The following is a 25941-nucleotide window of genomic DNA, read 5'->3' as shown; positions in this document are numbered from 1 at the left end:
CGCCGACTCTCGTCGACGCCCCGTTTCTTCCAGGGTCGATGGCTCCCTTCCAGGATTAATCGCTGCCAGACGTCCCCTCTTCAATAGGATTACGCATCCGGCGGCGCAGGATGGGCCCAATAATATAGGGCAGGATCAAGCCCAGACCGGCAAATACCCAAAGGCCAATGGCCAGGCCACTGTTCCATAGTATGGTCCAGTCACCATCGGAAATATCCATGGCGTGGCGCAGGTTCTTTTCCATCTCCGGCCCAAGTAACAGGCCGAGGATGATCGGCACCAGGGGAATCTCAAGCTTGCGTAACAGATAACCGGCAACGCCAAAGATCACCATGAAGTAGAGATCGAAGACGGTATTGCTGATCGAGTAGATGCCGACAAAGGCAATCATGGTAACGATCGGCAACAGGTACATGGGTGGTACCGACAGCAGCTTGACGAAGATCCCTACCATCGGAATATTCAGGATCAGCAGCAGGAAGTTACCCACCAGTAGGGCAGCAATCACCCCCCAGACGATATCGGCGTTCTGGGTAAACATCAGCGGGCCGGGGGTGATGTTCAGCGAAATCAACAGCGCCAGCAACACCGCCGTCGTCCCGCTACCCGGCACACCCAAGGTCAACATGGGCACCAGCGCGCCGCTTGAAGCGCCGTTGTTACCGGCCTCGGGACCTGCGACACCGCGTGGATCCCCCTTGCCGAAGTAGCCTTTCTTGCCGACGACTTTCTTCTCCAGGGTATAGCCGATAAAGCTACCCAGCGACGCACCGGCACCCGGCAGTACGCCAGCGATGAAACCCAGTACCCCGCCACGCAAGCTCGAAGGCAGGATCTCACGGATATCCTTCCACTTGAGCGAGAGCTTGTTGACCGCCATTTTTTCCTTGCCACCACCGGCCTTTTCTTCGATGAAGAACAACAGCTCGGAAATGGCGAACAGGCCCACAATGGCTATGATGAAATCCACGCCTTCGTAGAGTTCCAGCGTTCCAAAGGTAAAGCGCTGCACGCCGGTGGAATCGATACCCACCGTGGCGATCATCAAGCCGATGGCGGCTGCCACCACGGTCTTCATCGGATTCTTGCCGGTAATACCGCCCAGGGTTGCGAAAGCCAACAGGAACAGCGCGAAATACTCGGCAGGCCCGAAGGTCAAGGCGAATTTTGCCAACAAGGGGGCCAATATAATCAGGCCTATGGTGGCCACCAGGCTACCGATAAAGGACGCCACGGCAGAGATCGCCAACGCCTCGGACGCCTTGCCCTGTTGCGCCATCGGGTAGCCATCGAGACAGGTCATCATCGCCGGTTCGTCACCGGGAATATTGAGCAGTATCGAGGAAATACGCCCGCCATACATCGCCCCGGCATACACCGACGTGAGCATGATAAGGGCGGTTTCCGGCGCCAGGCCGAGGGTAAAGGCCAGCGGGATCAGGATCGCCACCCCGTTGGCCGGTCCCAGGCCCGGCAAGGCACCAATCAAGGTGCCCAAAAAGGCACCGATCAGCGCAAACATCAGGTTATGGGGCTGCAGCGCGACGCCAAACCCGTCCATCAAGAAGCCAAGCGTTTCCATTAGCCCACCTCCAAGAACGACAATATGCCTAGCGGTAGCGCCAGATCGAGGGCATAGCTGAATACCAGATACACCACCACACCGGAAACCGCTCCGGTGATATAGGCCTTGAGCGGACGTGAACCCATGCGCCAGCAGAGGGTGCCCACAGCCAGGGCCGTACTGATGATGAAGCCTAGCGGTTGCAGCAACATGGCATACAGGATCAGCACGACTACCGCAACGATCAGCTCGATACCCGTACGGCTCCATGGCCAGGCATTATCCGGGTCCGGCCGCACGACCATGTACAGACTGGACAACCCCAGGACGACGGCCAGTAAAAGAGGAAAAGTATCGGGGCCAACGGCCTCGGACCCACCAAACGGTTCTGGAAACTGGGTGGCGCCCCAGCCGTACGCGACGGCCAGGACGATCATCAGGATCCCAAAGATACGATCGTTGAAAACCATTACTGAATCAGCCCGATATCCGTGGACAGTTCTTCGATATCTTTGATCTGGTCTTTAACGAAGGTCTCGAACTCACCGGCGCTCATGTGGAAAGGCATCAGGCCATTCTGCTGCATGACGCTCTTCCACTCGTCGCTGGCATAGATGGTATCCATGGCATCGACCCAGTACTGCTTGGCCTCGTCAGAGATATCCGCCGGCATGTAGAAGCCGCGCCAGTTGGGGCCCAGCGCATCAATGCCCTGCTCGCGTGCGGTGGGGATATCGGACAGGTCGCCGGGCAGGCGCTCTTCCGACAGTACCGCGAGTACCTTGAGATCACCCGACTCCATGAAACCTTGAGCCTCGGTAATATCACCGGTGAACGCTTCAACGTGGCCGCCGATCACCTGGGTCAGTGCTTCGCCGCCATTGTTGTAAGACAGGTAAGCGATGCGGGGCAGGTTCTCAACCTCGGCCGCCTGAGCCGCGATCAATACCTTGAGGTGATCCCAGCCGCCTTTGGCGCTACCGCCTGCAAACTTCACGCTGCGTGGATCCTCTTTAAGGGCATCCATCAGCTCATTGAGGTCATCGTATTCGGAATCGGCGGATACGGCGATGATGCCGTAGTCAGCGCCCAGCGCCCCGATCCAGTTGACCATGTCCGCGGTCATGTCAGGGAACTGACCCTGAGCAAGGCGGGTCGTAGTGGCCGTGGACGCCGCGACGAGAAGCTCCTCATCCCCGGCACGCTTGCTGATGGTATGACCGTAGGCTACGCCGCCACCGGCACCGGCCATATTGATGGTCTGAACGTTACCCGACACCAGGTCGAGCTCCTGGAGCACGTTACCGACACTACGGCAGGTAAAGTCCCAGCCGCCGCCCGGGTCAGAGGGGGCGATACACTCGACTTTACCTTCCGGTTCGAAGGCAGCGGCAGTGCTGGAAAAAGTCGTCATCGCGGCCAGCGGCAGAGCCAGCAGCGTTGCGTACTTCAAGGAAGACTTGAAAGTCATAGCGTTCTCCACGTTTTGATCTGTTGTTGTAGTGATGCGTGTTGTCTTGATGCATAGCGCTTCACGCTGTGAACGTTAGAAGAAGGCAGACCCGTGTGACAAGCTTGTGAACATTAAGCACAAAAAATTCATTCCGCGCATTGTGTTCATTTTGTTCACGGCGCAAAAGGGCTTGTCTTGAATGGCTGGTGTTACAGCGCTTGTTTCAAGGACTTAGTTTAAGCACCTGATTAAAGGCCCGCCAGCCAAGCGTTGGCATCGGCCCGCAAACGATAGCGGCGTTCTGGTCTCCCTACATCACCATAGCCCAATTCGGCGTCTACCACTTGCACTGAGACCAGAAACTCTAAATAGCGGCGCGCGGTGGAACGGCTTGCGCCCATCCCCCGTGCCACCTGGGTGGCAGCCAACGGCTGATGCGCTTGCTTGAGCGCTTCAACCACCGACCGTAACGTCAGACGGTCGATACCTTTTGGCAGGCTTCGCCCACTGGGGGCATTGGGTTCAACGGGCTTTGCGCGAGCCAGCACCTGGTCAAGCTCGGCTTGATTCATCTCGGCGCGACTCGCCAATGCCTCGCGCTCACGGCGAAAACGCGCCAGCATCTGCTGCATACGACCGGCTTCTATGGGTTTGATAAGGTAGTCAAAAACGCCGCCGCGCAGTGCCTCGCTGATGGTATCCACCTCTCGGGCAGCGGTCACCATGACAATATCCACCTGGACGTAATCGCGACGTAGTGCCCAAAGCAGCTCCAGCCCTTCCACATCGGGCAGATAAGCATCCAGCAAAATCAACTGCACGTGCTGGCCTTGCTCGGCCATCAGGGCATTGGTTTCAGCGGCGTTGCGGGCCATGCCGACAACATGAAAACCCTCGCTTTGCTCGATAAAAGCGCGGTGGATATCGGCAATGCGAAAGTCGTCCTCTACCACCAAAATACCGTACTCGTGCGCCGACATAAGGCTTCCTTTAACCGAATTACAGGCCATTAGTTATCATTGTTAGAATCCGCGCCGCTTAGCTTATCACGGACGATGAAGCCTCAACGTCGGCACATAGTGAGCGGTCCAGCACCGCGATAAAGCAGGCACCACCGAGCTCGCTGTCTTCCAGGGTGACCGTGCCGCCATGCTGGCGACAAAGCCGTGCCACAAGCGCAAGGCCCAGCCCTTGATGCTGGCCGGATTTCGTCGAGAAGCCCTCGCTGAAAATCGATTCGACATGGTCAGGAATAACGCCGGGCCCGTTATCCTCCACTTCAATGAGCAACTGCTCGCCCAGGTCGGTGAAAAACAAGCGCACACGCGGTGGATCGTTCGGCCCATGCAAGGCCGCATGACAGGCGTTATCCAACAGGTTGCCCACCACGCTCATCATCACTTCCTGCCCGGTGGGGGTTAACGGACAGCCAAGAGAGCTTTGTTCGTCAATCTCAAGCGTCACGCCGAGCTCCCTGGCTCGGGTCAGTTTACCCATCAGGGTGCCGCTCAAAACGGTATCGGCGACGTGACGCATCAAGAAGCTCATCTGCGCCTGAGCGCGCTTGGTTTCCTGGTGAATCAGCGTCAGCGCTTCATCAATGCGTTCGAGCTGCAGCAAGCCGGAAATAGTGTAGAGCTTGTTGGAAAACTCGTGCGCCTGGGCACGCAGCATGTCGACATCCCGGCTGGCCTGGGTCAGCGCCTGGGAAAGATCGACAATTTCCCGGCGGCTGCGGAACGTCGCCACGGCCCCCTCGATCTCGCCCTCGTGGATGATCGGCACGCGGTTCACCACCACCGGATGATCGCCCAGCCACATTTGCTGGTCGAACTCCTGCTGACCGTACTTGAGCACTTCCTGGAGCCTCGAGTTGGGAACCACCTCGCGGATCGGCTGGCCAAGCAGAATATGTTCGTCGGCCAACCCCAGGAACCACCGAGCCTGCTGGTTCACCAGCGTAATCTGGCCTTCGCGGTTCACCGCCAGGATACCCTCGTGTATCGATTGCAGAATGGCCTCTTTCTCGATCGCCAGGCGGGCAATTTCGTAGGGTTCCAAGCCTAGAATAACGCGTTTCAGGTGCTGTGAAAGCCAGTAGGCACCGGCAAACCCCAGCACGATCATCAGCGCCACCAGCGTCCAGCCCAGGCTGTTATAGCGGGCGATGTCCATTGCGACGCGGTCAAGCATGAAACCAACCGAGACGATGCCGATGATATTGCCTGCTTCATCGCGCACTGGGGTTTTACCGCGCATGGCGGAACCCAGGGTGCCGGTCGCTTCCGACACATAGGACTCGCCGTTTTCAAGCGCCCGGGCATTATCGCCGCCCACCATGGTCAGGCCGATGCGCTCGGGTACCGGGTGCGAATAGCGCACGCTCTGGTTATTGCCGACCACCACGTACCGCGCGCCGGTTTCGCGACGCACGCGTTCAGCCAGCGGCTGTATCACGCTGGCAGGATTTTCATCGTCAAAGGCATCGATCAGTTCGGGCATCGAGGCCACCGTTTTGGCCACCGCCAGGGCCCGCTCCCCCATTTGCGTGCTGATGATCTCGGCTTTACGGTGATTCAGGTAGGTGCCTTGTGCCAATAGCATGCCCGCCAGCAACAGGCCGACAAGCAGCATGACCTGAAGGCGAAAGCTGCGCTTGTACCAGCGCCGCCTGGAGCGCGTTCGACGCCAGCGCTGCAGCTCAGCTAATGTTTTGTTCGGGCGGGAGGATGGCATGACGGTACTCACAAGCGGTAACGGCCTCATTATGGCATGCGCACGCAGAGGGCGTTAAACTTCGCCGCTTTGGGGCCTGACAGGCAACAGGCCTTGCACTGCCAGATCAGGGAGAGCGGTATGCTAGCGAAGGACTGGGCAAATGGATTGGTCATTTTGCTGGGTGTTCTTTGGGGGGCGTCAGCCGTTGCCAGCCCCTTTTACGCCCCTGACCCTCCGTCCGACGATACCCCCGTTTTCAGCGGCGACTCTGAATTGGGCTACAACCGCCTGACGGGCAATACCAACAGTGAAACACTCATCGGTAAAACCCGCTTGCAATGGTTGACGGGCGACCTGACCCACTCGCTGCGCGGTGAGGTGCGCCACGTCAGCAAGGAAGACGACACTGCTGCCGAACAGTACCTGCTCGCGGCCCGCGAACGCTACGACTTCAGCGGGCCGCATTATCTGTTTGGCTTTGCCCGTTGGGAAAAAGACCGCTTCGCCGGTTACGACCAGCAGCTAAGCGCCATTGGCGGCTACGGACGGCAGATCCTCGACAACGACCGTCATACGCTGTCGCTGGAAGCCGGCCCGGGCTATCGCCACGACCGGCTTCGCGAACACGGTAATGAACGCCTGGGCGTTGCCTATTCGGCCATTGATTATCGCTGGGAATTTGCCGACTACGCCGATATTCGTCAGGAAGCGTCGGTGGAATATACCCGTCAGAATGTCACCTCCCGCTCGCTCACCGCCCTGACTGCCCGGCTGAATTCAAAGCTTTCGCTACGCCTCTCCCACGAAATCAAACACAATTCAGAGCCACCCGACGATGCCGACAAGCGCAGCGACACCACCACCAGCGCGTCGCTGCTTTTTCACTGGTAATGCACCAAAATGCAGCAATCGGCGTTAGACGTTGGTCTATAAAGACGATACAATGCACACAGTTTCCTGTCCTAGCGCCATTCCATGAATGGCGCTTTTTTTTGCGCCCACTTTTCAACGCGGCAAGCTGTTAAGTTTGACAGACCATCTTGCTTGCCCACCCACAAAACGGACTCTCATGACGACACAATCAACTCAAGACGCAGTGCCACGCAGTGGTCTACGCGCCCTCGGTGACCCGCTGGTGCTGCTGCTCAGCATCGGCTTTATCGTGGCCTTTATTGGCCTATCGCTTTACGACGTCGATCTGGTCGCCAATAGCATCAGTACCGGCTTCGCCTGGACGGCACGCGTCTTTGGCACCTATTTTCAGCTTCTGCTGATCGCCACCTTCTTCATTGCCATTGGCCTGGCCTTTACCCCCGCCGCCAATGCCAAAATCGGCAACCTCGATGCGCCGGAAATGAGTACTTTCAAGTGGCTATCGATCATTCTGTGCACCTTGCTGGCCGGGGGTGGGGTGTTTTTCGCAGCAGGCGAGCCGATCTACCACTTTGTGGTCACTCCTCCCGCCTTTGACAGCGAGGCGGGCACACCAGAAGCCGTGGCGAACGCACTCGCCCAGTCGTTCAACCACTGGGGATTTTTGGCCTGGGCAGTCCTCGGGTCACTTTCGGCGGTGGTGCTGGCGCATGCTCACTATGTGAAAGGCCAACCGCTTCAGCCGCGCACCCTGCTGTATCCTGTATTTGGCGAGCGCCTGCTACGTGGGCCGCTCGGCGGCATTATCGATGCCTGCTGCGTGATCGCCCTGGTGGCAGGCACCGTGGGCCCGATCGGCTTCCTGGCGACACAGGTGAGTTTTGGTTTGCATGAGCTATTTGGCCTGCCGGAAGGCTATACCGGCCAGCTGATCATTCTTGCGGCGCTGGGCAGCATTTACGTACTGTCCTCGATGAGCGGTGTCCATAAAGGCATTCAATTACTCAGCCGGTTCAACGTCCTGCTGGCGCTCACGATTGGTGCCGTCATCTTTATATTCGGCCCGACCCTGTTCCTGACCAACAGCTATGTGGCAGGGATGGGCACCTATGTGAGCGAGTTCTTCACCATGGCAACCACGACGGCGGACACCGCGCCCGACTGGTGGATGCAGTGGTGGACGGTGTTCTTCTTTGCCTGGTTCATCGGCTATGCGCCGCTGATGGCCATTTTCGTGGCGCGCATTTCCCGTGGCCGCACCATTCGCCAGATGATTGTCGCCGTCGCCGTTATCGCGCCGATTGCCACCAGCGTGTGGTTTACCCTGCTCGGCGGGTCGGGCATCTACTATCAACTGAGCGGTGCCATCGAACTAACCGAAGCGCTGAATAACTTCCAGTTTGACGTGGCCACGCTGACCGTCGCGCAAGCGCTCCCCGGCGGCACCTGGATGGCGTTGGCGATCTTGCTGTTAACGACCATTTTTGTGGCGACTACCGGCGACTCGATGAGCTACGCCATCGCCGTTGTGGGTGCCGGTCATGATGACCCCAACCCTTACATTCGCGCCTTCTGGGGAATCGCCATGGCCCTGATGGCGGCGATATTGCTCAACATGGGTGCCGGACAGATCAGCGCGCTACAGCAATTTATCGTGATCACCGCCATTCCCGTGTCGCTGATCCTGTTGCCCACGTTATGGCATGGCCCCAAGGCGGCTTATGCTATGGCGCGTGAGCAGGGTATTATTGAGTGAGCCGCTAGAGCCCTTCCAGCAGCCGCAGGATCATCTGCGGCTGCTGGTTGGCCTGGGCCAGAATGGCGATGCCCACCTGTTGAAGGATCTGGGCGCGCACCAGATTTGAAACTTCCTTGGCGTAATCGGCATCCTGGATGCGCGACCGGGCGGCGGACGTGTTGATTATGTTGGTGTTAAGCCCGTCAATCACGCTTTCAAAGCGATTCTGCACGGCGCCCATATAGCTGCGCTGACGGTCTACGCCCTTGATAGCGTCATCCAGGGTAGCTAGCGGCTTTTCGGTGGCACTACCATCATCAAGCACGCTAAAGCCTTCCAGGCCAAGGGCCTGCAACCCCATCCCTTCAAAACGTACTGCGATGCTACTGCCATCGTTAGCCCCCACCTGGATGTTTAACGACTTTGACTCGTCTATCAGTCCTATGCCGTTGAAATTACTCTGCCCGGCAATGCGGTCAATCTCTTCTAAACGCTGATCGATTTCGTCTTGGATGGAGACAAGGTCGTCGGAAGAGTTAGTGCCGTTCGCTGCCTGAACGCTCAGCTCACGGATGCGTTGCAGGTTGTCGTTAATCTGATTGAGCGAGCCTTCCGCTGTCTGCACCATGGAGATGCCATCATTGGTATTGCGGATTGCCTGGGTCATGCCTTTGATTTGCGCCGTCATCCGGTTGGCAATCGCCTGCCCCGCTGGGTCGTCCTTGGCGCTATTGATGCGCAGCCCGGAAGAGAGGCGCTGCATTGCGGTCTGCATAGCCTGCTGACTGCCGCGCAGATTGTTCTGCACGATTAGCGACATCAAATTGGTATTAAGGCTGAGCAACGCACGCCTCCAGGGAAGTTAGCCCGCCCGATTGATTGGCGGCTTCAAGAAGATTATCGGCCTGGAAGCAAAAATCATTAACACTTTTGAGAGGTGGGGGTGCGGCCACTGTTCGCCAGCAGTTCATCAACGGGGACCCGCACGTAATCGTGGTCAAGATAGCCCTCATCCACCAGCTCGCCATCCCAGGCGACAATGTCCAGATCCATGGTCCGCGGCCCCGATTTGATCGGGCCGCGGACGCGCCCCAGACGGTCTTCCACACTTTTCAGGTAGTCGCGAAAGTCAACCATCGACAGGCGAGTGCGTACCAGCAGGGCGGCGTTGAGAAAGTTGGGCTGCTCTTGATAGCCCACCGGGGTGGTAACGATCTCGCGGGAGCGGGCAACCAGTTCACACTCCTGGCCAAGTATTGCCAACGCCTCGGCCGCGTGGCGCTCGGGCTCTATGTTGGAACCCAACGAAATGACGCATTCGTGAAGCGAAGTATCGGGGTGGGCATACAAGCGTGACTGAGACATGGCTATCCATCCTTGATTGGGGCACCGTTGGCTACTAGCCTAACGCTCCACACCGTTTGTGCAAGTGCTGTACAATTTATTGACAAACGCTGCCCTCACGCAGACAGTCGTGTCATCCTACACAGACTAAGCACCCTACCACGACGAGGATTGTTCAATGAGTACACCGGCCGCATTGGTCACCGGCGGCGCGACGCGCCTGGGACGTCATTTCGCCGAATCACTGGCCGCCGCGGGCTATGATATCGCGCTGCACGTTAACCACTCCCGGGATGAGGCAGAGGAAGTCGCCGAAGGCATCCGCGCAAAAGGTCGGGCTTGCGGGCTATTCAGCTGTGATTTCTTGCACGACGATGTGGGCCAACTGATAGAACGGGTCACACAGCGATTCCCTCAGCTAAGTGTTCTGCTCAATAGTGCCTCCGCCTATACACCCGCGCCTCTTGCCGAGACCGACCTGGCGATGCTGGAAACCCAGTTCCGGGTGAACCTGTTTACTCCGCTGCTGTTAACCCGGCACTTTGCCAGCGCGGTCGACAAAGGCCAGGTCGTCAATATTATCGACAACAAGGTGGCCTACCACCAATACCCCTACGCCGCCTATTTGCTGTCCAAAAAGAGCCTGGCGGAGATGACCCGCATGGCGGCGCTGGAGTTTGCCCCGCGCATTCGAGTGAACGGCATCGCGCCCGGTGTCGTGCTGCCTGCGTCCCAGCGTACCAGTGACTACATTGACTGGCGCATCGACGGGATTCCCGTCAAGCAGCAAGGCGAGCCCGACCATCTCGTGCAGGCGTTGCATTACCTGCTCAACAACGACTTTGTCGCCGGGCAGATTCTATTTGTCGACGGCGGCGAGTCGATCAATGTGGAAGGGCGTCACTCGGAAAACTACCCAGGGTAATACCCCTATTGAGTACCGGGGTCAGCTCCTGATGACTGAACCATTTTCTCGGCAGGGCTTGGGTCATGTGTGATGCCCCGCACATTCCACTAGGGGCATCGCCCATTGCCTGCCGATTTCCAAACACGACACCTATCCAGCCATAGCTCCCGAAGTTTCCGATGCCAGGTAGTTAGGCGCTTCCATTGCCGCCAGATCTGGCCGCGTAAGCGGCGGCGTATTCATTGATCCAGCACTTGCCCTTGCCGGACGTGCAGGGGACTTCCCCTAAGTCATCCTGCCCCTACCAGGAACAGCGTCGATCAAGGCGCTACGCGCCATGCCTGGCACACAAAGCAAAAGCCCCGTCAAAACGGGGCTTTAAAAACGGACAATTTAATTTTCTACTCAGCGTCTTGTGACTCATCGTCTTCAACGGCTTTTTTGTTACGCCGTCCCTCAAGCACGCGAGGAGCGACAAACAGCGCCACCATGCCGAACAAATCGAGAGTACCAATGATTCCCGCTGCAAAAGCGCTGTAGGGAGCGATCAGAACTGCTGCAATCAACCCCACAACCGCGATGGTGACGCCACACAGTTGTCCTCTCCGGTCCTTCAAAATACTACCGGAAAGGCCAGTTTTGTTCATTTCGTGAACGTGTTTCTGATCATCAACTGCCATCTGAACGATGGTTTTGCGGGTTTCTTCATCGAACTGATTCAAGATGTCTGGATGAGGCAACGGGCCACTGAAGCTTGTTTGCCTGACACGTTGATGTAGGTGCTGCTCTCTTGCTGGCTCGATTTGTAGATGTCTAGAGAGCTCTTGCTGTTGCTCTTGAGTCAGGTTGCCTCGTTCAAGTTTAGCAACAAGGCGATCAAGCTCAGAGTCTGAATCAAGCTCCCCATCTGCTAGTTCAACATGCTTATTAGTGTCGGAATGGCTATCGACTGATTAGTCTTTATCGGGTTGATCCGGCATGCTGCACCCGCTTCTGATAATCGCTTACCGCTTTATACAGATGAGAGCCAGCATTGGCCCAATGTTGGCCAATACGATCCTGAGCAGTACCTTTCGGCATGTGCTGCGAGTAATCTCCAGTTGGCCAGATATCCATGACACTACCAGCCGCAAGCACAGTGCGCGGGATCTTGTAGTGAGTTTTCATGGTTTTGCTCCTAATTTCACTAACATACGGAATGTACGAAAGTGCTTCATACACCTCAGTAATCACTTCCAATTTACTGAAAAATGATGCTGTGATGTGTGCATTGTAAATGTACAGACTAATGGAGCTTAAAAAGTTGCGCAAGTTCAGCGTCATCGCTGCAGCTCGGCCTTCACGTGCTTCGAGGGCCTGCTGCTGCAGGGCCGCTTGTTGGCGTCGCCGCTCAAGAGCGCTTTCCGACACAGCACTTCCAACTGGGATTTTTCCAGTTGCCTGACCGCTTCATTGCGATCACAAACAAGCCACTGGGGTGTGCCCTCAAAGCAGACAAGACTTCCCCTTCGGGCGGAGCAGCGACGATCAAGGCGCTACGCGCCATGCCTGACGCACAAGGCAAAGGGGCTGCCCGATGGCAGCCCCTTTGCGTATTACGATACGGCGTTTAGCGTCCGTCAGGCGTATCAACGTCGTCGTGATCAGGCTTGATGTGATCCGCGTCCGACGTCTGCTGTACATCCTGATGGGATGCCGGTTGCTGTTCCCCATCGTCCTGGCGGGGCTGCTTGCCGTCTGTTTCCTCGGCGGTAGAGTCGATAACCCGGACGTTGGCCGGCGGGGCGCTACCGTCCTTGTTTTCGCCGAAGTAGAGCGTGGTATGTGGGAAGGGTATCTCGATACCGGCTTCATCGAAGCGTAGCTTGACGAAACGGTTGTACGCGCGCCCAACCGCCCACTGGTCGCCAGGCGTGGTCTTGATGACCACACGGATATTGACCGAGCTATCCGCCAGCGCGATGACACCAGCAACGGTCATATCTTCGAGCAGCTTGTGGCCATGCTCTTCACTGGCCTTGAGGTCCTCGAACGCGACTTTGAGTTGCTCGATTGCATCGTCAATACTTTCGCGATAGGCAATGCCGTACTCGCCGACGTGGTTACCGAACTCTCGCATGTAGTTGGAGACCGTGTCGACGCTGGAGAACGGCACGATATGGAAGGTGCCGCTAAGATCACGGATACCCACCGAGCGGATACTGAGTTTTTCCGCCGTGCCGGTAATTCCGCCAACGGTGACCACATCGCCGGTATTCATGGCGTTTTCCACCTGGATGAAGACCCCGGTGATGACATCCTGAACCAGTTTTTGCGCACCGAAACCAATTGCCAGGCCAAGCACACCGGCACCGGCTATCAGCGGGCCGATATTGATGCCGATTTCCGACAGCACGATCATGCCGGTAATCGTCACCATGGCGATGGCCAGTGCGTTGCGGAACAGGCTGAGCAGCGTTTTCGCCCGAGCGGTGGGCTCGCCCACACCGGTATCCGGGTTGAGCTTGTGCTCGATCAGGCTGGCAAGCCCCAGCCAGGCGCCAATGGACACGATCAGGATAATCGCGACGCTGATTAATTTGCTGACCAGGCCAGCCCCGGCTTCGGAGGCATACCAGGCAGCCAGGTCAAAGGCGCCCCAGGCATCCAGCACCACCATGATCACCGCCACCACAATCACCGTGCGCAGAATACGCAGCGCATTGGGCACGTAGCTATTAAGACGTTTTTCCAACAGCGGCAGTTTGCGGCGCATATCTGGCGACAGCTGAATACGGCGGCCAATGGTCTGCGTCAGGAACGACGACACCAAGAGCCCTACGACAACCGCTGCCAGGGTTTTGAGTGTCGCAAACAGCACAAACGGCAAGGCATCGCCTGGGCGAACCAGCGTCAGCACAAACACCATCAGGAAGTAGAGCAGTGCGAAAAAGTGCCAGGTGCGCGCAAACAGCTGAAGCGATACACGGCTAGCCGCCAAGGAGGAGCGTGTCCCGATAGCATTGAGGTTGTCGCGCAGGCGCACGCGGTTTTTCAGCACCACCGCCACGGCATAGATAAACGCCAGCAGCATGATCAAAGTGCCGACCGCCTGACCAATGGCCGCAGACACATAGAAGTTGACCAACGGCACCACGACCATCAGGCCGTACCCCACCATGCCAATCAGGCGGGCCAACCAGCGGTTCCAGTAGGAGGCTTCCTGCGCAGAAATCGGCAACAGCCGCAGCCCTTCGTAGCGCGAGGAAAACAGCATCCGCACCGCGGCTTTCAAGAGCTCAATAATTAAAAAGGCGTTGAGAAACAGCGATGCCCGGGTGGAGAGGTCGCCAACTTCGCCGACCGCAAAGGTGGCGACAAGATTACCGCCCACATAGGCGAGTGCCACCAGCAGTACATCGATCACGGCGGCAATCGCCACGCTAACGACCAGGCGCAGCACGGGCGTCAACCCGGCCCCCTGCTGTGACCAGCCACTGATTTTAGTGAAAAGCGGCTTGGCGAAACGGCGGAAAATGAAAAACATGGCGAAAGTGGCGGCGATCACGATGCCCAGGTTGATGGCCGCGGACATGAAAATCGCCATGTCGAAGACGCTCTCACCTCCCCCGACAAAGAGGCCGCGTACCAGCAGCGCTATTTGCTCGAGTTGACCGCCGACGTCGCCGACGACGTTGCTGGTCAATTGAGCCAGTTGGCGCGGCAGCGACACATCCTCGGGAGCGATATCACTGCCCTGGGCAGCGCCCTCGGGTTGCTCCGACGACTCGGCTACCTCTGACGCCTGGTTGCGTAGCAAGTCGATGAGTTCCTGGCGAGCCTGCTCGTCTTCGAGTAAGTTCGCCAGGGATTCATAGGTCTGCGGTTCAGTAGTCTCTGCCCCGTTACTGCTACCTTCACTGGGTGTACTGCTTTGCGCAAACACGGGCGCCGCAAACAGTGTCATCAGCGCTAGCAGCCAGACGCTGAGCCAGGGTAATAAACGTAGTGGCGTCACACCGTAACCTCCCTTGGATGGTGAGTCGTCGTGTCAACCTGACGGCTGAACTATTTGTTGAAACCAATCATACATGCCAACCAACATATAAGCATTGTATAGGATATTTAGCTTAACATGATTACCTGCACAAAGGCCCGAGCCAGGACGCTGCCAAACCGAGTATCAGCGCATAGCGGGCGCCTTTTGCGACCAGTATCCATGCCAGCGCGCGCCACCAGGGCAAGCGTAATATGCCGGCCACGACGGTCAACGGATCGCCAATGATCGGCAGCCAGGACAGCAACAGGCTCACTTCGCCAACGCGCTGGTACCATCGCTCTGCACGGGCCAGTTGAGCAGGTGAAGCCGGAAACCAGCGACGATCCTGAAAGCGCCGTGCGTATCGGCCCAATGCCACATTAACCAGGCTGCCCAAGGTATTGCCAGCGGTGGCGACACACCATAATGCCAGGACCGAATGGCCCTGGCACCATTGTCGCGCGAGCCACACCTCCGACCCGCCGGGCAGCAAGGTGGCACTGAGCAGCGCTACCCAAAAAAGACTCAGCATCAGGACGCGGGAAGTTGACCACCCAGTTGCAGCGTAATCTCATCTGCCACGCGGCGCACCAGCGCACCCAGTTCCAGCAGCCGAACCTCAGGAATGCGCGCCACGGGACCGGACACCGAAATAGCCGCCAACGGCATGCCATGCTCGTCATTGACGCATGCCGCCACGCAATGCAGGCCAATCGCATGTTCTTCACGGTCACAGGCAAAGCCCTGGTCACGTATGCGCTGCATCTCGTCGAGCAGGGTGTCGGGCTGGTAAAGGGTATTTTCGGTCACCCGAGGCAGTTCGCCTTTAGCGAGCAGTTTGGCGCGTTCGTCCTCGGGCATCCAGGCCAGCAAGGCCTTGCCGACACCGGAGGCGTGCAAGGGAGCCCGCGAGCCTAACCGGGTAATCATGCGCATCATCTGCGGCGACTCGTGCTGGGCAAGAAACACCGCTGTGTCAGCATCGCGGATGCCCAGGTTGGCGGTTTCGCCGGTCTCGGCTGTCAGGCGACGTAAGAACGGACGGCTGGTGGCGACCACATCCCGCGCTTCGAGAAAGCTGTTGCCGATGCGGAACGTTTTGACATCAATACGCCACAGGCCCTGTTCATTCTCCTGAGTGACGAAGCCCTGACTCTGCAGCGCCTGAAGCAAACGGTGGGTCGTCGAGGGGGCGAGATCGGCCATTTCCGCCAGGGCGGAAAGTGCCAAGCCCTCGGGGCTGCTGGCCAGGTACTCCAGCAGATTTAACCCACGCACCAACGACTGGCTGTGCCCACCGCCTGCTTTGGCCGAATTGGCCGGGCGGCCAACGGTCCTGCGCTTTACGTCACTCACCTGGCTCTCTCCTGAAAAGCTCTCCTGAAGGCACCTCTACCTCTAGGTAGGCGCAAAGAGCGTAAGGATAACGTGCCTGTGCGGCCGCTGTCGCGCTTACGGAAACGAATTCCATCACCACCTGTTCGCCGCTAAGCAACTAAATAGACGACGCTTTACGCATATCCCGGCCCAGCGGATGGGGTTCGCCACGGGCTTTGGCGAGGTCGATCTGGCGCTGACGCTCGCGCGCCGCCGCGCGGGTTTTCTCGGGCAGCGAGTCGATGCAGTGGGGGCAACTGATACCGGGCTCATATGCGGATGACTGCATATCTTCTGAGGAGATCGGCCGACGGCAGGCATGGCACTGTTCAAACTCGCCTTCGCTCAAGTCATGGCGGACGGTCACTCGGTTATCAAAAACGAAGCACTCGCCGCGCCACAGCGACTGCTCTTCGGGGACTTTTTCCAGGTAGTTCAGCACACCACCCTTGAGGTGATAGACCTCGTCAAAGCCTTCCTTGAGCATGAAGCTGGAGGCTTTTTCGCAGCGAATACCGCCGGTGCAGAACATGGCGACTTTTTTATGCTTCGCCGGGTCGTAGTGCTCGCGCACGTATTCAGGGAATTCACGGAAGGTGGTGGTTTTGGGGTCAACCGCGCCCTCGAAGCTGCCAATCTCCACTTCGTAGTCATTGCGCGTATCGATAACCAGCACTTCCGGATCGGCAATAATATCGTTCCAGTGCTCCGGCTCGACGTAAGTGCCCACGGTGTCGTTAGGGTCGACATCCGGAACGCCCAAGGTGACGATCTCTTTTTTCAGTTTCACCTTGGTGCGGTAGAACGGCGGCTCGTCGCAAAACGACTCTTTATGGTCGATATCACTTAGCCGCGGGTCGGCGGTCAACCAGGCGAGCAGCGCATCGATGCCCTCGCGGGTGCCCGCCACCGTGCCGTTAATGCCTTCTTTGGCAAGCAGCAGCGTACCCTTCACGCCGTTGTTCAGCATGGTCTGGCGCAGCGGTTCCCGCAGGGCTTCAAAGTCGTTCAGGGTGACAAATTTGTATAACGCCGCGACCACAATACGCGGTGATGACGTAGGTGATGACATAACGAACTCCAGGTAGTCGCCCCCGTAAAAGGCGGACCAAGTGAATTAACGGGCGCATTCTAGCAAAAAGTCGGCCACAAGGCAGGCGCCCTATCTGATACGTCGATTTATTCGATCTGATCGTTGAGAAACCTTCACCCCACACCCTCAGCCAGCAGGCGTATATTAATCCTCATTCTCCCAACACTCTGGAGCTTATGATGAAGATCCGTCGTTCAAACGAGCGGGGTTACGCCGACCATGGCTGGCTGCGTTCCTACCATACGTTCTCGTTTGCCAATTACATGGACCCTGACCACATGGGCTATCGTGCCCTGCGGGTGATTAATGAAGATCGCGTATCCCCCGGCCACGGCTTTGGCGCTCACCCCCATAGAGATATGGAGATTATCTCCTATGTGCTCGAAGGCGAAATGGCCCATCAGGACAACATGGGCAACGGCGAAGTGATGCGCCCAGGGGACGTCCAGCGCATGTCAGCAGGCACCGGCGTGCTGCACAGCGAGTTCAACCACTCCAAGGAAAACGGCCTGCACTTCCTGCAAATCTGGATCGAGACGGCCAAACGCGGTATTGCGCCCAGCTACGAACAAAAAGCCTTTCCGCACGCCGAGCGGCAGGGCCAGTGGCGGCTGGTGGTATCACCTGACGGCCAGGATGGCTCGGTGAGCGTGAATCAGGACGTTAACCTGTATAGCGCCTTGTTTAATGAAGGCGAACAGGCAGATACACCGAGTACCCGTTATGCCTGGCTGCATGTGGTAAAGGGGGAAATGGAGGTCAACGGCGAGACGCTGAGCGCGGGCGACGCCGCGGCCTTTCAACCGGACGAAACGTTCACGCTGACCGGCAAGAAGGCGGGGGAAGTGCTGCTGTTTGATTTGGCCTAAGTCACTGAACCAAGCACCATGCAAAACGGCCCCAATGGGGCCGTTTTGGTGTTAATGACCGCTGATGCGATTAGCTATTCTGCGCCGAGTAAAGCACGCGAATCTTCAGCGTATGGTCGACCTGCTTCAACGCTTCCAGCGCCTGGGGGCCATAGGCTTTGTCCACGTCGATGACCACATAGCCAACCTTGTCGTTGGTTTGCAGGTACTGGCCCGAGATATTGATGCCGTTTTCGGACAGTACACGGTTGATCTGCGACAGGACGCCGGGCACGTTGTCGTGAATGTGCAGCAGACGGTGCTTGTCCGGGTGTGCGGGCAGCGCCACTTCGGGGAAGTTGACCGAGGTCACCGTGGTGCCGTTATCCGAATAGGTGATCAGTTTTTCCGACACCTCGATGCCGATATTTTCCTGGGCTTCCAGGGTCGAGCCGCCGATATGCGGCGTGAGGATGACGTTTTCCAGGCCGCGTAGCGGGCTTTCGAACTCCTCGGCATTGCCCTTCGGCTCGACGGGGAACACATCGATCGCCGCCCCGTTCAGCTTGCCCGCCTTGATCGCTTGCGCCAGCGGCTCGATTTCCACCACGCTGCCCCGTGAGGCGTTGATCAGGATGGCACCGGGTTTCATGGCAGCGATTTCTTTTTCGCCTACCATCCAACGGGTGGACGCCAGGTCAGGCACGTGCAGGCTGACCACATCGGCGCGTCCCAACAACTCTTCAAGGCTTGCCACCTGGTTGGCGTTACCCATGCCCAGCTTGGTGATGACATCGTAATAAATGACGTTGAAGCCCAGCGACTCGGCCAGCACGGAAAGCTGCGCGCCAATGCTGCCATAACCCACGATGCCCAGCGTTTTGCCGCGGGCTTCGTGGGAGTTTTTCGCCGATTTCAACCAGCCGCCCTGGTGGGCCCGGGCGTTTTTCTCCGGAATGCCGCGCAGCAGCATGATGGCTTCGGCGAGTACCAGCTCAGCGACTGAGCGGGTGTTGGAATACGGCGCGTTGAATACCGCAATCCCGCGCTTGAGCGCCGCGTGGAGATCGACCTGATTGGTGCCAATGCAGAAACAGCCAACGCCCACCAGCTTTTCTGCCGCTGCGAACACGCGCTCGTTCAGTTGAGTACGAGAACGAATACCGATGAAGTGAACGTCGCGGATCTTCTCGATCAGCGCCTCTTCATCCAGCGATGTGGGCAGATGCTCGATGTTTTCATAACCTGCGTTTTGAAAATTGTCCACCGCGCTTTGGTGGACGCCCTCGAGCAGCAGGATCTTTATCTTGCTCTTGTCCAGGGACGTTTTGGCCATGGCTGAATCAACCTCTATGATCGGCGGCGTGCGCCGTGTAACGGTTCGCGGAAGGCCCGTATGGTAGCATATTCGCCTGTGCTCACGCTGGGCTGGCATGATGAAATGTGTGCGTTGTCAAGATGAACGCGGCACAAGTCGTCTCTCAGGCAGCGCCTTGAGGGCAGACGCCACCCCCTGCCCTCGGTGTATACTGTTGGCCGACTCTCTGCAGACACACGCGCCGCCCGGTCAGGGCGTCAGGAAAACGGTAGGCATGGCCCAATGAGCGACACCACACCCCCACAAGACTTTGCCACCACGGTCGAGCAGCTCGAAACGATCGTGGAACGACTCGAATCTGGTGAACTCTCATTGGAGGATGCATTAACCGCCTTCGAACGAGGCGTTCGCCTTACCCGCGATGCCCAGCAACGCCTGGATAACGCCGAGTTGAAGGTTCGCGCCCTTAGCGAAGACAACGATGGTCGCCTGAACGTTACCCCTTTTGACGGCCCAGACGCGCCCACGGAAGACCCTGACGACAGCAACAAGGAGACGCCGCCATGGTAGCGCCCGCCGCCGCTGGGCTGGTTAGGTTACGTGACACTAGCAATACGCGCGTTGACGCCACTCTGGCCGCGCTATTCGATGCGCAACCGGCGACCGAACCGCGCCTGGAAGCCGCCATGCGCCATGGTTTGCTGGTGGGTGGTAAGCGGCTACGCCCGCTGCTGGTGTATCTGGCCGGCCGGGCGCTGGGGTCCAGCGACGACGCGCTTGACGCACCCGCCGCTGCCATCGAGCTGATCCATGCCTATTCGCTGATCCACGACGACCTGCCCGCCATGGACGACGACGATCTGCGCCGCGGCCAGCCAACGGTCCACAAGGCCTTCGATGAAGCCACCGCTATTCTGGCAGGCGATGCTCTTCAGGCACTGGCGTTTGAAGTACTGGCCCGCACAGGGCACCCGCGGCTGGGCAGCCTGGTGACCACCCTTGCCAGTGCCGCTGGCCGTCATGGCATGGTGGCTGGCCAGGCGTTGGATCTCGCCGCCGTCGGCAACCATCCCAATGTCGAAGCCCTGGAGCACATGCATGCCCACAAGACCGGCGCGCTGATCGTTGCCGCCGTCAAGTTGGGCGGGCTCACAGCCGTTGACGAGCAAGACACCCGGCTACAGGCGCTGATTCGCTACGCACGCGCCATTGGGCTAGCCTTCCAGATTCATGACGATATCCTCGACGTGACCGGTGATACGGCCACGCTCGGCAAGATTTCAGGGGCCGATGCCGCTCGCGCCAAGCCGACGTACCCCAGTTTACTGGGGCTTGAAGGCGCACAGCAAAAAGCCCAGGCCCTAATTGACGAGGCTATCGACGCCCTTGCTCCGCTGGGCGAACACGCCGCACCATTGGCCGACCTAGCCCGCTACATGATCGAGCGCGACCACTAAACGATGTCCATGCCACTATCCAACACCACGTCTATGAAAACATGCCCATGAAGCTGTTCGACGAAATACCCCGCGAGCGCCCGGCCACGCCGCTGCTCGACTCCTTTGACCACCCCGCTGCCCTGCGGGCCATGAACGCCAAGCAGCTTGCCCAGTTGGCAGATGAGCTGCGCGCCTACCTGCTTTACAGCGTTGGCGTCTCCGGCGGCCACTTTGGCGCAGGCCTCGGGGTGGTAGAGCTGAGCGTGGCACTACACCATGCGTTCGACACACCCGACGACCGTCTGGTATGGGACGTAGGTCACCAGGCCTACCCGCACAAGATTCTCACCGGGCGGCGCGACGCCATGCTCAGCATTCGCCAGCATGGCGGTCTCGCGGCGTTTCCGCGCCGCACCGAGTCCGATTACGATACCTTCGGCGTCGGCCATTCCAGCACCTCGATTTCTGCCGCGCTGGGCATGGCGCTTGCCGCCCAGGCCCAGAACAAGCCACGCCGCGTCTGCGCGATTATCGGCGACGGCGCGCTGAGTGCAGGCATGGCGTTTGAAGCCCTCACCCATGCGGGGCACGTGGATGCCAACATGCTGGTCATCCTCAATGATAACGAGATGTCGATCTCCGAAAACGTCGGCGGCATGGCGACTTACCTAGCCCGCGTGCTTTCCAGCAAGCCCTATCTGAAGATGCGTGAAGAAGGCAAAAAGGTGCTTTCCCACCTTCCGGGCGCGTTGGAGCTTGCCCGGCGCACTGAAGAGCACATGAAAGGCATGGTCAGCCCCGCCACGCTGTTTGAAGAGATGGGCTTCAACTACGTCGGCCCCATCGACGGTCATGACCTCGAGACACTCACCGAGACGCTGGAAACCCTGCGCGACCTTGACGGCCCGCAGTTTTTGCACATCAAAACCGTCAAGGGCAAAGGCTTTTTACCTGCCGAAGCCGACCAGATTGGCTACCATGCGATTACCAAGCTGGAAAAGCCCAGCGAGCCCGCTCATCAAACGCCGACCGCCCCGCCTGAGGCCCCAAAAAGCGCCGCTAAAAAAGTGGCCAAGAAAAAATACTGCAACGTGTTCGGCGACTGGGTGTGCGACATGGCCGCCGCCGATGAGCGCCTGATGGGCATTACCCCGGCGATGCGCGAAGGCTCTGACCTGATACGTTTCTCCAAGGAATACCCCGAGCGCTACTTTGATGTAGCAATTGCCGAACAACACGCCGTCACGCTCGCGGCAGGCATGGCCTGCGAAGGCATGAAGCCTGTGGTGGCCATTTACTCTACCTTTCTGCAGCGCGGCTACGACCAGCTGATCCATGACGTGGCGGTACAAAGCCTGGACGTCACCTTTGCCATCGACCGCGCAGGCCTGGTCGGCGAAGATGGGCCCACCCACCATGGCAGCATGGACTTGTCCTTTCTGCGCTGTGTGCCCGGCATGGTGATTCTGGCGCCCGCGGATGAAGCCGAGTGTCGCGCCATGCTCAGTGCGGCTTACCATCATCCGGGCCCTGCCGCCGTTCGCTACCCGCGCGGCACCGGCCCGGGCGTGGCGATTCCCGAGCACCTGGAAGCGCTGCCCATTGGGCGTGCCGAGGTGCGCCGCAAGTCCTCAGGCAACGGCCCCAGCATTGCGTTACTTGCCTTTGGCAGCGTGAACATTGCCGCCGCCGAGGTGGCTGAAACACTCGATGCCACGCTCATCAATATGCGCTCCATCAAACCGCTGGACCGCGATGCCGTGCTACACGCCGCGGACGAACATGAATTGCTGGTCACGCTGGAAGAAAACGTCATCGCCGGTGGTGCCGGAAGCGCCGTCAATGAGCTCCTGCATGCCGAAGGCGTTCAAGTCGAAGTGCTCAACCTCGGCTTGCCGGACGCCTTTGTGGAACACGGCACCCCTGCCGAACTGTTGCGCGACTGCGGCCTGGATGCCGACGGTATCGAACGCGCAATTCGTGCCCGACTGCCGTAATCTTTTTATTTATCAACGTTAGAGACTGCCATGTTATTTCTGATTGTTATCTTTGCGCTTATCGGCCTCGCTTTCGGCGGCCCCGTTGGCCTTCTGGTGGGTTGCGGCCTGGGCTGGTGGCTGGGGCGGCGTATCAAGCGGCGTCTGAATGTGGCGCGGATGCGCATTCAGGAAGGTTTTCTGGACTCGATCTTTTCGGTCATGGGTTGCCTGTGCCAAGCCGACGGCAAGGTCACCGACGGCGAATTGAGCGTCGCCGAGAAACTCTTCGACCAGATGCGCCTGCAGGGCGAACAGCGCACCCGGGCACGCGCCGCCTTTGAACGCGGCCGCGGCGACGACTTTGACCTGGACGCCGAGCTTGCCAGCGTCAACCGCCTCACCCGGCATCAGCCCGTCATGCGTCAGGTGTTTCTCCAGGTGCAGCTGTCGGCCATTGCCGCGGACGGCGTTCTACATGACGCCGAACACGAGATGATTCTGCGCGTCGCCCGTGGCGTGGGCTGTAGCGAGACCGAAGTCCAGCAGATCGAAGCCATGTTGCACGGCGCCGCTGCCAATTCGCAGGGCGCCAGCGAAGAAGCCCTCAAGGACGCTTACCGGGTGCTGGGCGTATCAGAAGACGCCAGCGACGCCGAGGTCAAGAAGGCCTACCGCCGCCTGATGAGCCAGAACCATCCGGACAAACTGGCCGGCAAAGGGCTGCCCGAAAGCATGCGAGAAGTGGCCCAGGCGCGCACCAGCGAGATCAGTAACGCCTATGATCGTATCCGCGAGGCAAGGGGCCAGTAACCTTGCCTATTCGCAATTGCCTGTTATCTCGGCTAATGTTGTACACACCACTTCAAAGCAAAGGCTTCATATCATGCGTGTACAATTTTTTAGCATTACCGGGATCTGCCTGGCGGCAGCACTAAGCACACTATCAGCAAACGCTTTAGCAAACGCCGATAGCGAAGGCGAACGACTTTCCGGCGAAGAAATTCGTGAGCTGGTATGGGGAAACCAGGTACAAGGCGAGATGGCTGGCGGTGAAGCTTACAGCGAAGTCTATCTTCCAGATGGCGAAATTGTGGGCGACGGCTATTCTGGAGAGGCCACCATTGTTGATGACACCATGTGTTTCGACTACGGCGGTGATGACATTGACTGCTATGGTGTCCGCCGCAACAATGAAGGCAAGATCGAATGGATCAAAGACGATGAGGTTGCCGGTTACGGCACAATCAGCGATGCCCCATGATTACACTCTATAGCTTTCCTAACTCTCGCTCACTGAGAGCCACCTGGACGCTTGAGGAACTGGGCCTTGAGTACCGTTGCCAGCACGTCGCGCTGGATCAGGGCGAAGGCCAGACCCCCGAGCACTTGGCCCGCCACCCCGACGGAAAAGTACCGGTACTCGACGACGGCGAGGTCATGCTGTTTGAGTCGCTGCCCATATGCCGCTATTTGGCCGAACAGCATGGCAATGGCCACTTGCTCCCCGACAACGCCATCCAACGGGCGCAGGTCGACCAGTGGCTGAGCTTTATCGTCACCGAACTGGAGCAGCCTCTGTGGAATCAGGCCAAGCACCAGTTTGCCTTGCCCGCGGATAAACGTATCCCCGCCATATTACCCACCTGTGCCTGGGAGTTTCAGCGCGCCATGAAAGCGCTGGAACGGCGCTACCAGGGACAGGAAACCCTGGTGGGGGATACCTTTACGCTGGCAGACCTGTTTCTGACCCACACGCTAGGCTGGGCATCGAGCATGAAACATCGCCTGCCGGATCCGTTTATTGCCTACCGTGAACGCCACGCCAAGCGCCCGGCAATGGCTCGCGCCATCGCGCGTGAAAAGGCGGCGGCTGAAAGTTAAGCGTTAGTAGCGTGAGGCAGAACAGCGCTGAAAATAGCGGCGTAGTGGCAGGCGCTGCCCGCGATCACGAACAGATGCCAAATGGCATGGTTGAAGGGGATGGCATTCACGGCGTAAAAGATAACGCCCAGGGTGTAGACGACGCCGCCAGTGGCCAATAGCACAATGCCCGTCGACGACAGACTCGCCGCCATTTCCTCTGAAGCCAGTACGATCATCCAGCCCATGAGCAGGTAAATCAGAACGCGCAGCACCGCCAGGCGCTGAGGCCAAAGCAGTTTGCAGGCAATCCCCACCAGCGCCAGCGACCAAACGGCGGCAAATAGTAACCAGCCCGTAGGGCCGCGCATGTTGACAAGCAGAAAGGGCGTGTACGTACCGGCAATCAGCAGGTAGATCGCACAGTGATCAAGCAGTTGAAAGCGCTGCTTCCAGCGCCGATGGGGGATGCCGTGGTAAAGGGTCGAGGCGGTATAAAGCAGAATCAGCGTCGTCCCATAGAGACTCAGGCTGACGATCTTCCAGGGGTCGACGTGGGCCGCCAGGCTCGCCAACACCAGCAACACGACCATACCGATCAGGCTGAGCACCGCCCCCAGCCCGTGGGAGATGCTGTTCAGGCGTTCTTCGATAACGCTGAATTTACCCTCAGCCAAGGGTTTTTCATGCTGTTCATCACGAAAGGTAGCCATTCTGGGCGCTCCTGACCGACACATCACCCCTTGCGCTCAATATCCACATCGCTTGCCTGGGTAAAATCATCCAGCACCATCATATGCCCCAGCTTGCCCGCCTTGGTAGTGAGGTACTGCTCGTTGTGGGGGTTCAACCCTGTGGTAATGGACAAGCGCTCGACCACATTAACACCATCACGGGTCAGGGCATCGACCTTGCGCGGGTTGTTGGTCATTAACCGCAATGACGTAATGTCCAGGTGGTCAAGCATCGGCACGCATAGATCATAGCGGCGCATATCGGCACCAAAGCCCAACTGCTCATTCGCCTCGACGGTATCCGCCCCCTGATCTTGCAGGTGATAGGCGCGAATTTTATTTAGAAGGCCGATGCCACGGCCTTCCTGACGCAAGTATAGCAGTACGCCACGGCCTTCCTCGGCTATTCGCTTGAGCGCTTCCTGTAGCTGATATCCGCAGTCACAGCGCATCGAAAACAGGGCGTCACCGGTCAGGCACTCCGAGTGGACACGTCCCAACACCGGTTCATCGCCGGTCACATCACCCAGCGTCAAGGCGATGTGATCCTTGCCGGTGGCTTCGTCTTCGAAACCATGCATAGTGAAGGTGGCCCAGGGCGTGGGCAGGCGTGAAGCGGCGATGAAGCGAATGGTCACAGGTTACCTCGCTGATTAACCAAACCAGTTAACCACACCA

26 protein-coding genes are annotated in these 25941 nt (G+C 58.5%); 10 read left to right on the top strand and 16 right to left on the bottom strand.

The window, feature by feature from the left end; all coding sequences use genetic code 11:
- Positions 1-55 precede the first annotated feature (55 nt).
- The 5 genes from NH395_RS07275 to NH395_RS07255 all read right to left on the bottom strand — a co-directional run bounded on the left by NH395_RS07275 (position 56) and on the right by NH395_RS07255 (position 5753).
- Entirely contained in the window at positions 56-1582 is a 1527-nt protein-coding gene (locus tag NH395_RS07275; protein WP_066320872.1) for a tripartite tricarboxylate transporter permease, read from the bottom strand.
- On the bottom strand, positions 1582-2034 hold the full coding sequence (locus NH395_RS07270; RefSeq protein ID WP_253023575.1) for a tripartite tricarboxylate transporter TctB family protein: 453 nt from the start codon (positions 2032-2034) through the stop codon (positions 1582-1584). The genes NH395_RS07275 and NH395_RS07270 overlap by 1 nt, the downstream gene beginning before the upstream one ends.
- Positions 2034-2978 (bottom strand): tripartite tricarboxylate transporter substrate-binding protein, encoded by a 945-nt coding sequence (locus NH395_RS07265; protein ID WP_253023682.1) that lies wholly within the window; start codon positions 2976-2978, stop codon positions 2034-2036. The genes NH395_RS07270 and NH395_RS07265 overlap by 1 nt, the downstream gene beginning before the upstream one ends.
- 287 nt (positions 2979-3265) lie before the next feature.
- Positions 3266-3997: a response regulator gene (locus NH395_RS07260; protein ID WP_253023574.1), complete on the bottom strand. Its 732-nt coding sequence runs from the start codon at positions 3995-3997 to the stop codon at positions 3266-3268.
- A gap of 58 nt (positions 3998-4055) precedes the next feature.
- The gene (locus tag NH395_RS07255; protein WP_253023573.1) at positions 4056-5753 is read right to left on the bottom strand and encodes a sensor histidine kinase; all 1698 of its coding nucleotides are present in this window, start codon (positions 5751-5753) and stop codon (positions 4056-4058) included.
- 120 nt (positions 5754-5873) lie between these two features.
- Here NH395_RS07255 and NH395_RS07250 point away from each other — a divergent pair, with 120 nt between their 5' ends.
- Both NH395_RS07250 and NH395_RS07245 read left to right on the top strand, forming a co-directional pair.
- Complete coding sequence (locus NH395_RS07250) at positions 5874-6626, top strand: DUF481 domain-containing protein (protein ID WP_253023565.1); 753 nt, start codon at positions 5874-5876, stop codon at positions 6624-6626.
- Positions 6627-6804: 178 nt separating this feature from the next.
- Positions 6805-8364, top strand: a complete 1560-nt coding sequence (locus NH395_RS07245) for a BCCT family transporter (RefSeq protein ID WP_253023563.1) — start codon at positions 6805-6807, stop codon at positions 8362-8364.
- 4 nt (positions 8365-8368) lie between these two features.
- Here the strand turns inward: NH395_RS07245 and NH395_RS07240 are convergent, their stop codons facing one another.
- Both NH395_RS07240 and folK read right to left on the bottom strand, forming a co-directional pair.
- Positions 8369-9190, bottom strand: coding sequence for a flagellin (locus NH395_RS07240; RefSeq protein ID WP_290443731.1), 822 nt, complete (start codon positions 9188-9190; stop codon positions 8369-8371).
- A gap of 77 nt (positions 9191-9267) precedes the next feature.
- Complete coding sequence (gene folK, locus NH395_RS07235; protein WP_253023562.1) at positions 9268-9711, bottom strand: 2-amino-4-hydroxy-6-hydroxymethyldihydropteridine diphosphokinase; 444 nt, start codon at positions 9709-9711, stop codon at positions 9268-9270.
- Positions 9712-9868: 157 nt separating this feature from the next.
- Here folK and NH395_RS07230 point away from each other — a divergent pair, with 157 nt between their 5' ends.
- Positions 9869-10615, top strand: a complete 747-nt coding sequence (locus tag NH395_RS07230) for an SDR family oxidoreductase (RefSeq protein WP_253023560.1) — start codon at positions 9869-9871, stop codon at positions 10613-10615.
- A gap of 383 nt (positions 10616-10998) precedes the next feature.
- On the opposite strand, the gene NH395_RS07225 is transcribed toward NH395_RS07230, so the two are convergent.
- The 6 genes from NH395_RS07225 to NH395_RS07200 form a co-directional block, all read right to left on the bottom strand.
- Entirely contained in the window at positions 10999-11319 is a 321-nt protein-coding gene (locus tag NH395_RS07225; protein ID WP_253023558.1) for a hypothetical protein, read from the bottom strand.
- 238 nt (positions 11320-11557) lie between these two features.
- Complete coding sequence (locus NH395_RS07220; RefSeq protein WP_253023556.1) at positions 11558-12007, bottom strand: hypothetical protein; 450 nt, start codon at positions 12005-12007, stop codon at positions 11558-11560.
- A 199-nt stretch (positions 12008-12206) separates the two neighbouring features.
- On the bottom strand, positions 12207-14594 hold the full coding sequence (ybiO, locus tag NH395_RS07215; RefSeq protein WP_253023554.1) for a mechanosensitive channel protein: 2388 nt from the start codon (positions 14592-14594) through the stop codon (positions 12207-12209).
- 121 nt (positions 14595-14715) lie between these two features.
- Positions 14716-15147, bottom strand: a complete 432-nt coding sequence (locus NH395_RS07210; RefSeq protein ID WP_253023553.1) for a YqaA family protein — start codon at positions 15145-15147, stop codon at positions 14716-14718.
- Entirely contained in the window at positions 15147-15971 is an 825-nt protein-coding gene (locus NH395_RS07205) for an IclR family transcriptional regulator C-terminal domain-containing protein (RefSeq protein ID WP_253023551.1), read from the bottom strand. Before NH395_RS07205 ends, NH395_RS07210 begins: the two co-directional genes overlap by 1 nt.
- A gap of 139 nt (positions 15972-16110) precedes the next feature.
- Positions 16111-17064, bottom strand: coding sequence for a rhodanese-related sulfurtransferase (locus NH395_RS07200; RefSeq protein ID WP_253023549.1), 954 nt, complete (start codon positions 17062-17064; stop codon positions 16111-16113).
- Between the two features lie 200 nt (positions 17065-17264).
- Between NH395_RS07200 and NH395_RS07195 the strand changes: the two genes are divergently transcribed.
- Positions 17265-17954 (top strand): pirin family protein, encoded by a 690-nt coding sequence (locus tag NH395_RS07195; protein WP_253023547.1) that lies wholly within the window; start codon positions 17265-17267, stop codon positions 17952-17954.
- A gap of 70 nt (positions 17955-18024) precedes the next feature.
- On the opposite strand, the gene serA is transcribed toward NH395_RS07195, so the two are convergent.
- Entirely contained in the window at positions 18025-19269 is a 1245-nt protein-coding gene (gene serA, locus NH395_RS07190) for a phosphoglycerate dehydrogenase (protein WP_253023545.1), read from the bottom strand.
- A gap of 264 nt (positions 19270-19533) precedes the next feature.
- Between serA and NH395_RS07185 the strand changes: the two genes are divergently transcribed.
- The 6 genes from NH395_RS07185 (at position 19534) to NH395_RS07160 (ending at position 24550) form a co-directional block, all read left to right on the top strand.
- A complete protein-coding gene (locus NH395_RS07185; protein ID WP_066320840.1) occupies positions 19534-19821 on the top strand; it encodes an exodeoxyribonuclease VII small subunit in 288 nt (95 codons plus the stop codon).
- Complete coding sequence (gene ispA, locus NH395_RS07180; protein WP_253023543.1) at positions 19815-20708, top strand: (2E,6E)-farnesyl diphosphate synthase; 894 nt, start codon at positions 19815-19817, stop codon at positions 20706-20708. The genes NH395_RS07185 and ispA overlap by 7 nt, the downstream gene beginning before the upstream one ends.
- Positions 20709-20749: 41 nt before the next feature.
- Positions 20750-22687, top strand: coding sequence for a 1-deoxy-D-xylulose-5-phosphate synthase (gene dxs / locus NH395_RS07175; protein WP_253023541.1), 1938 nt, complete (start codon positions 20750-20752; stop codon positions 22685-22687).
- Between the two features lie 30 nt (positions 22688-22717).
- Entirely contained in the window at positions 22718-23479 is a 762-nt protein-coding gene (gene djlA / locus NH395_RS07170) for a co-chaperone DjlA (protein WP_253023540.1), read from the top strand.
- 73 nt (positions 23480-23552) lie between these two features.
- Positions 23553-23930, top strand: a complete 378-nt coding sequence (locus NH395_RS07165; RefSeq protein ID WP_253023538.1) for a hypothetical protein — start codon at positions 23553-23555, stop codon at positions 23928-23930.
- Positions 23927-24550, top strand: coding sequence for a glutathione S-transferase family protein (locus NH395_RS07160; protein WP_253023536.1), 624 nt, complete (start codon positions 23927-23929; stop codon positions 24548-24550). Before NH395_RS07165 ends, NH395_RS07160 begins: the two co-directional genes overlap by 4 nt.
- Here the strand turns inward: NH395_RS07160 and NH395_RS07155 are convergent.
- Positions 24547-25242, bottom strand: coding sequence for a hemolysin III family protein (locus NH395_RS07155; RefSeq protein WP_253023534.1), 696 nt, complete (start codon positions 25240-25242; stop codon positions 24547-24549). The genes NH395_RS07160 and NH395_RS07155 overlap by 4 nt on opposite strands.
- 23 nt (positions 25243-25265) lie before the next feature.
- Positions 25266-25901, bottom strand: coding sequence for a GTP cyclohydrolase II (ribA, locus tag NH395_RS07150; RefSeq protein ID WP_066320830.1), 636 nt, complete (start codon positions 25899-25901; stop codon positions 25266-25268).
- Between the last annotated feature and the right edge of the window lie 40 nt (positions 25902-25941).

Source organism: Halomonas sp. Mc5H-6 (assembly GCF_024124705.1).
GTDB classification, from domain to species: Bacteria; Pseudomonadota; Gammaproteobacteria; order Pseudomonadales; family Halomonadaceae; genus Vreelandella; species Vreelandella subterranea.
The sequence above is the reverse complement of the archived record's forward strand: the minus strand, read 5'-3'. Positions and strand labels throughout refer to the sequence as shown.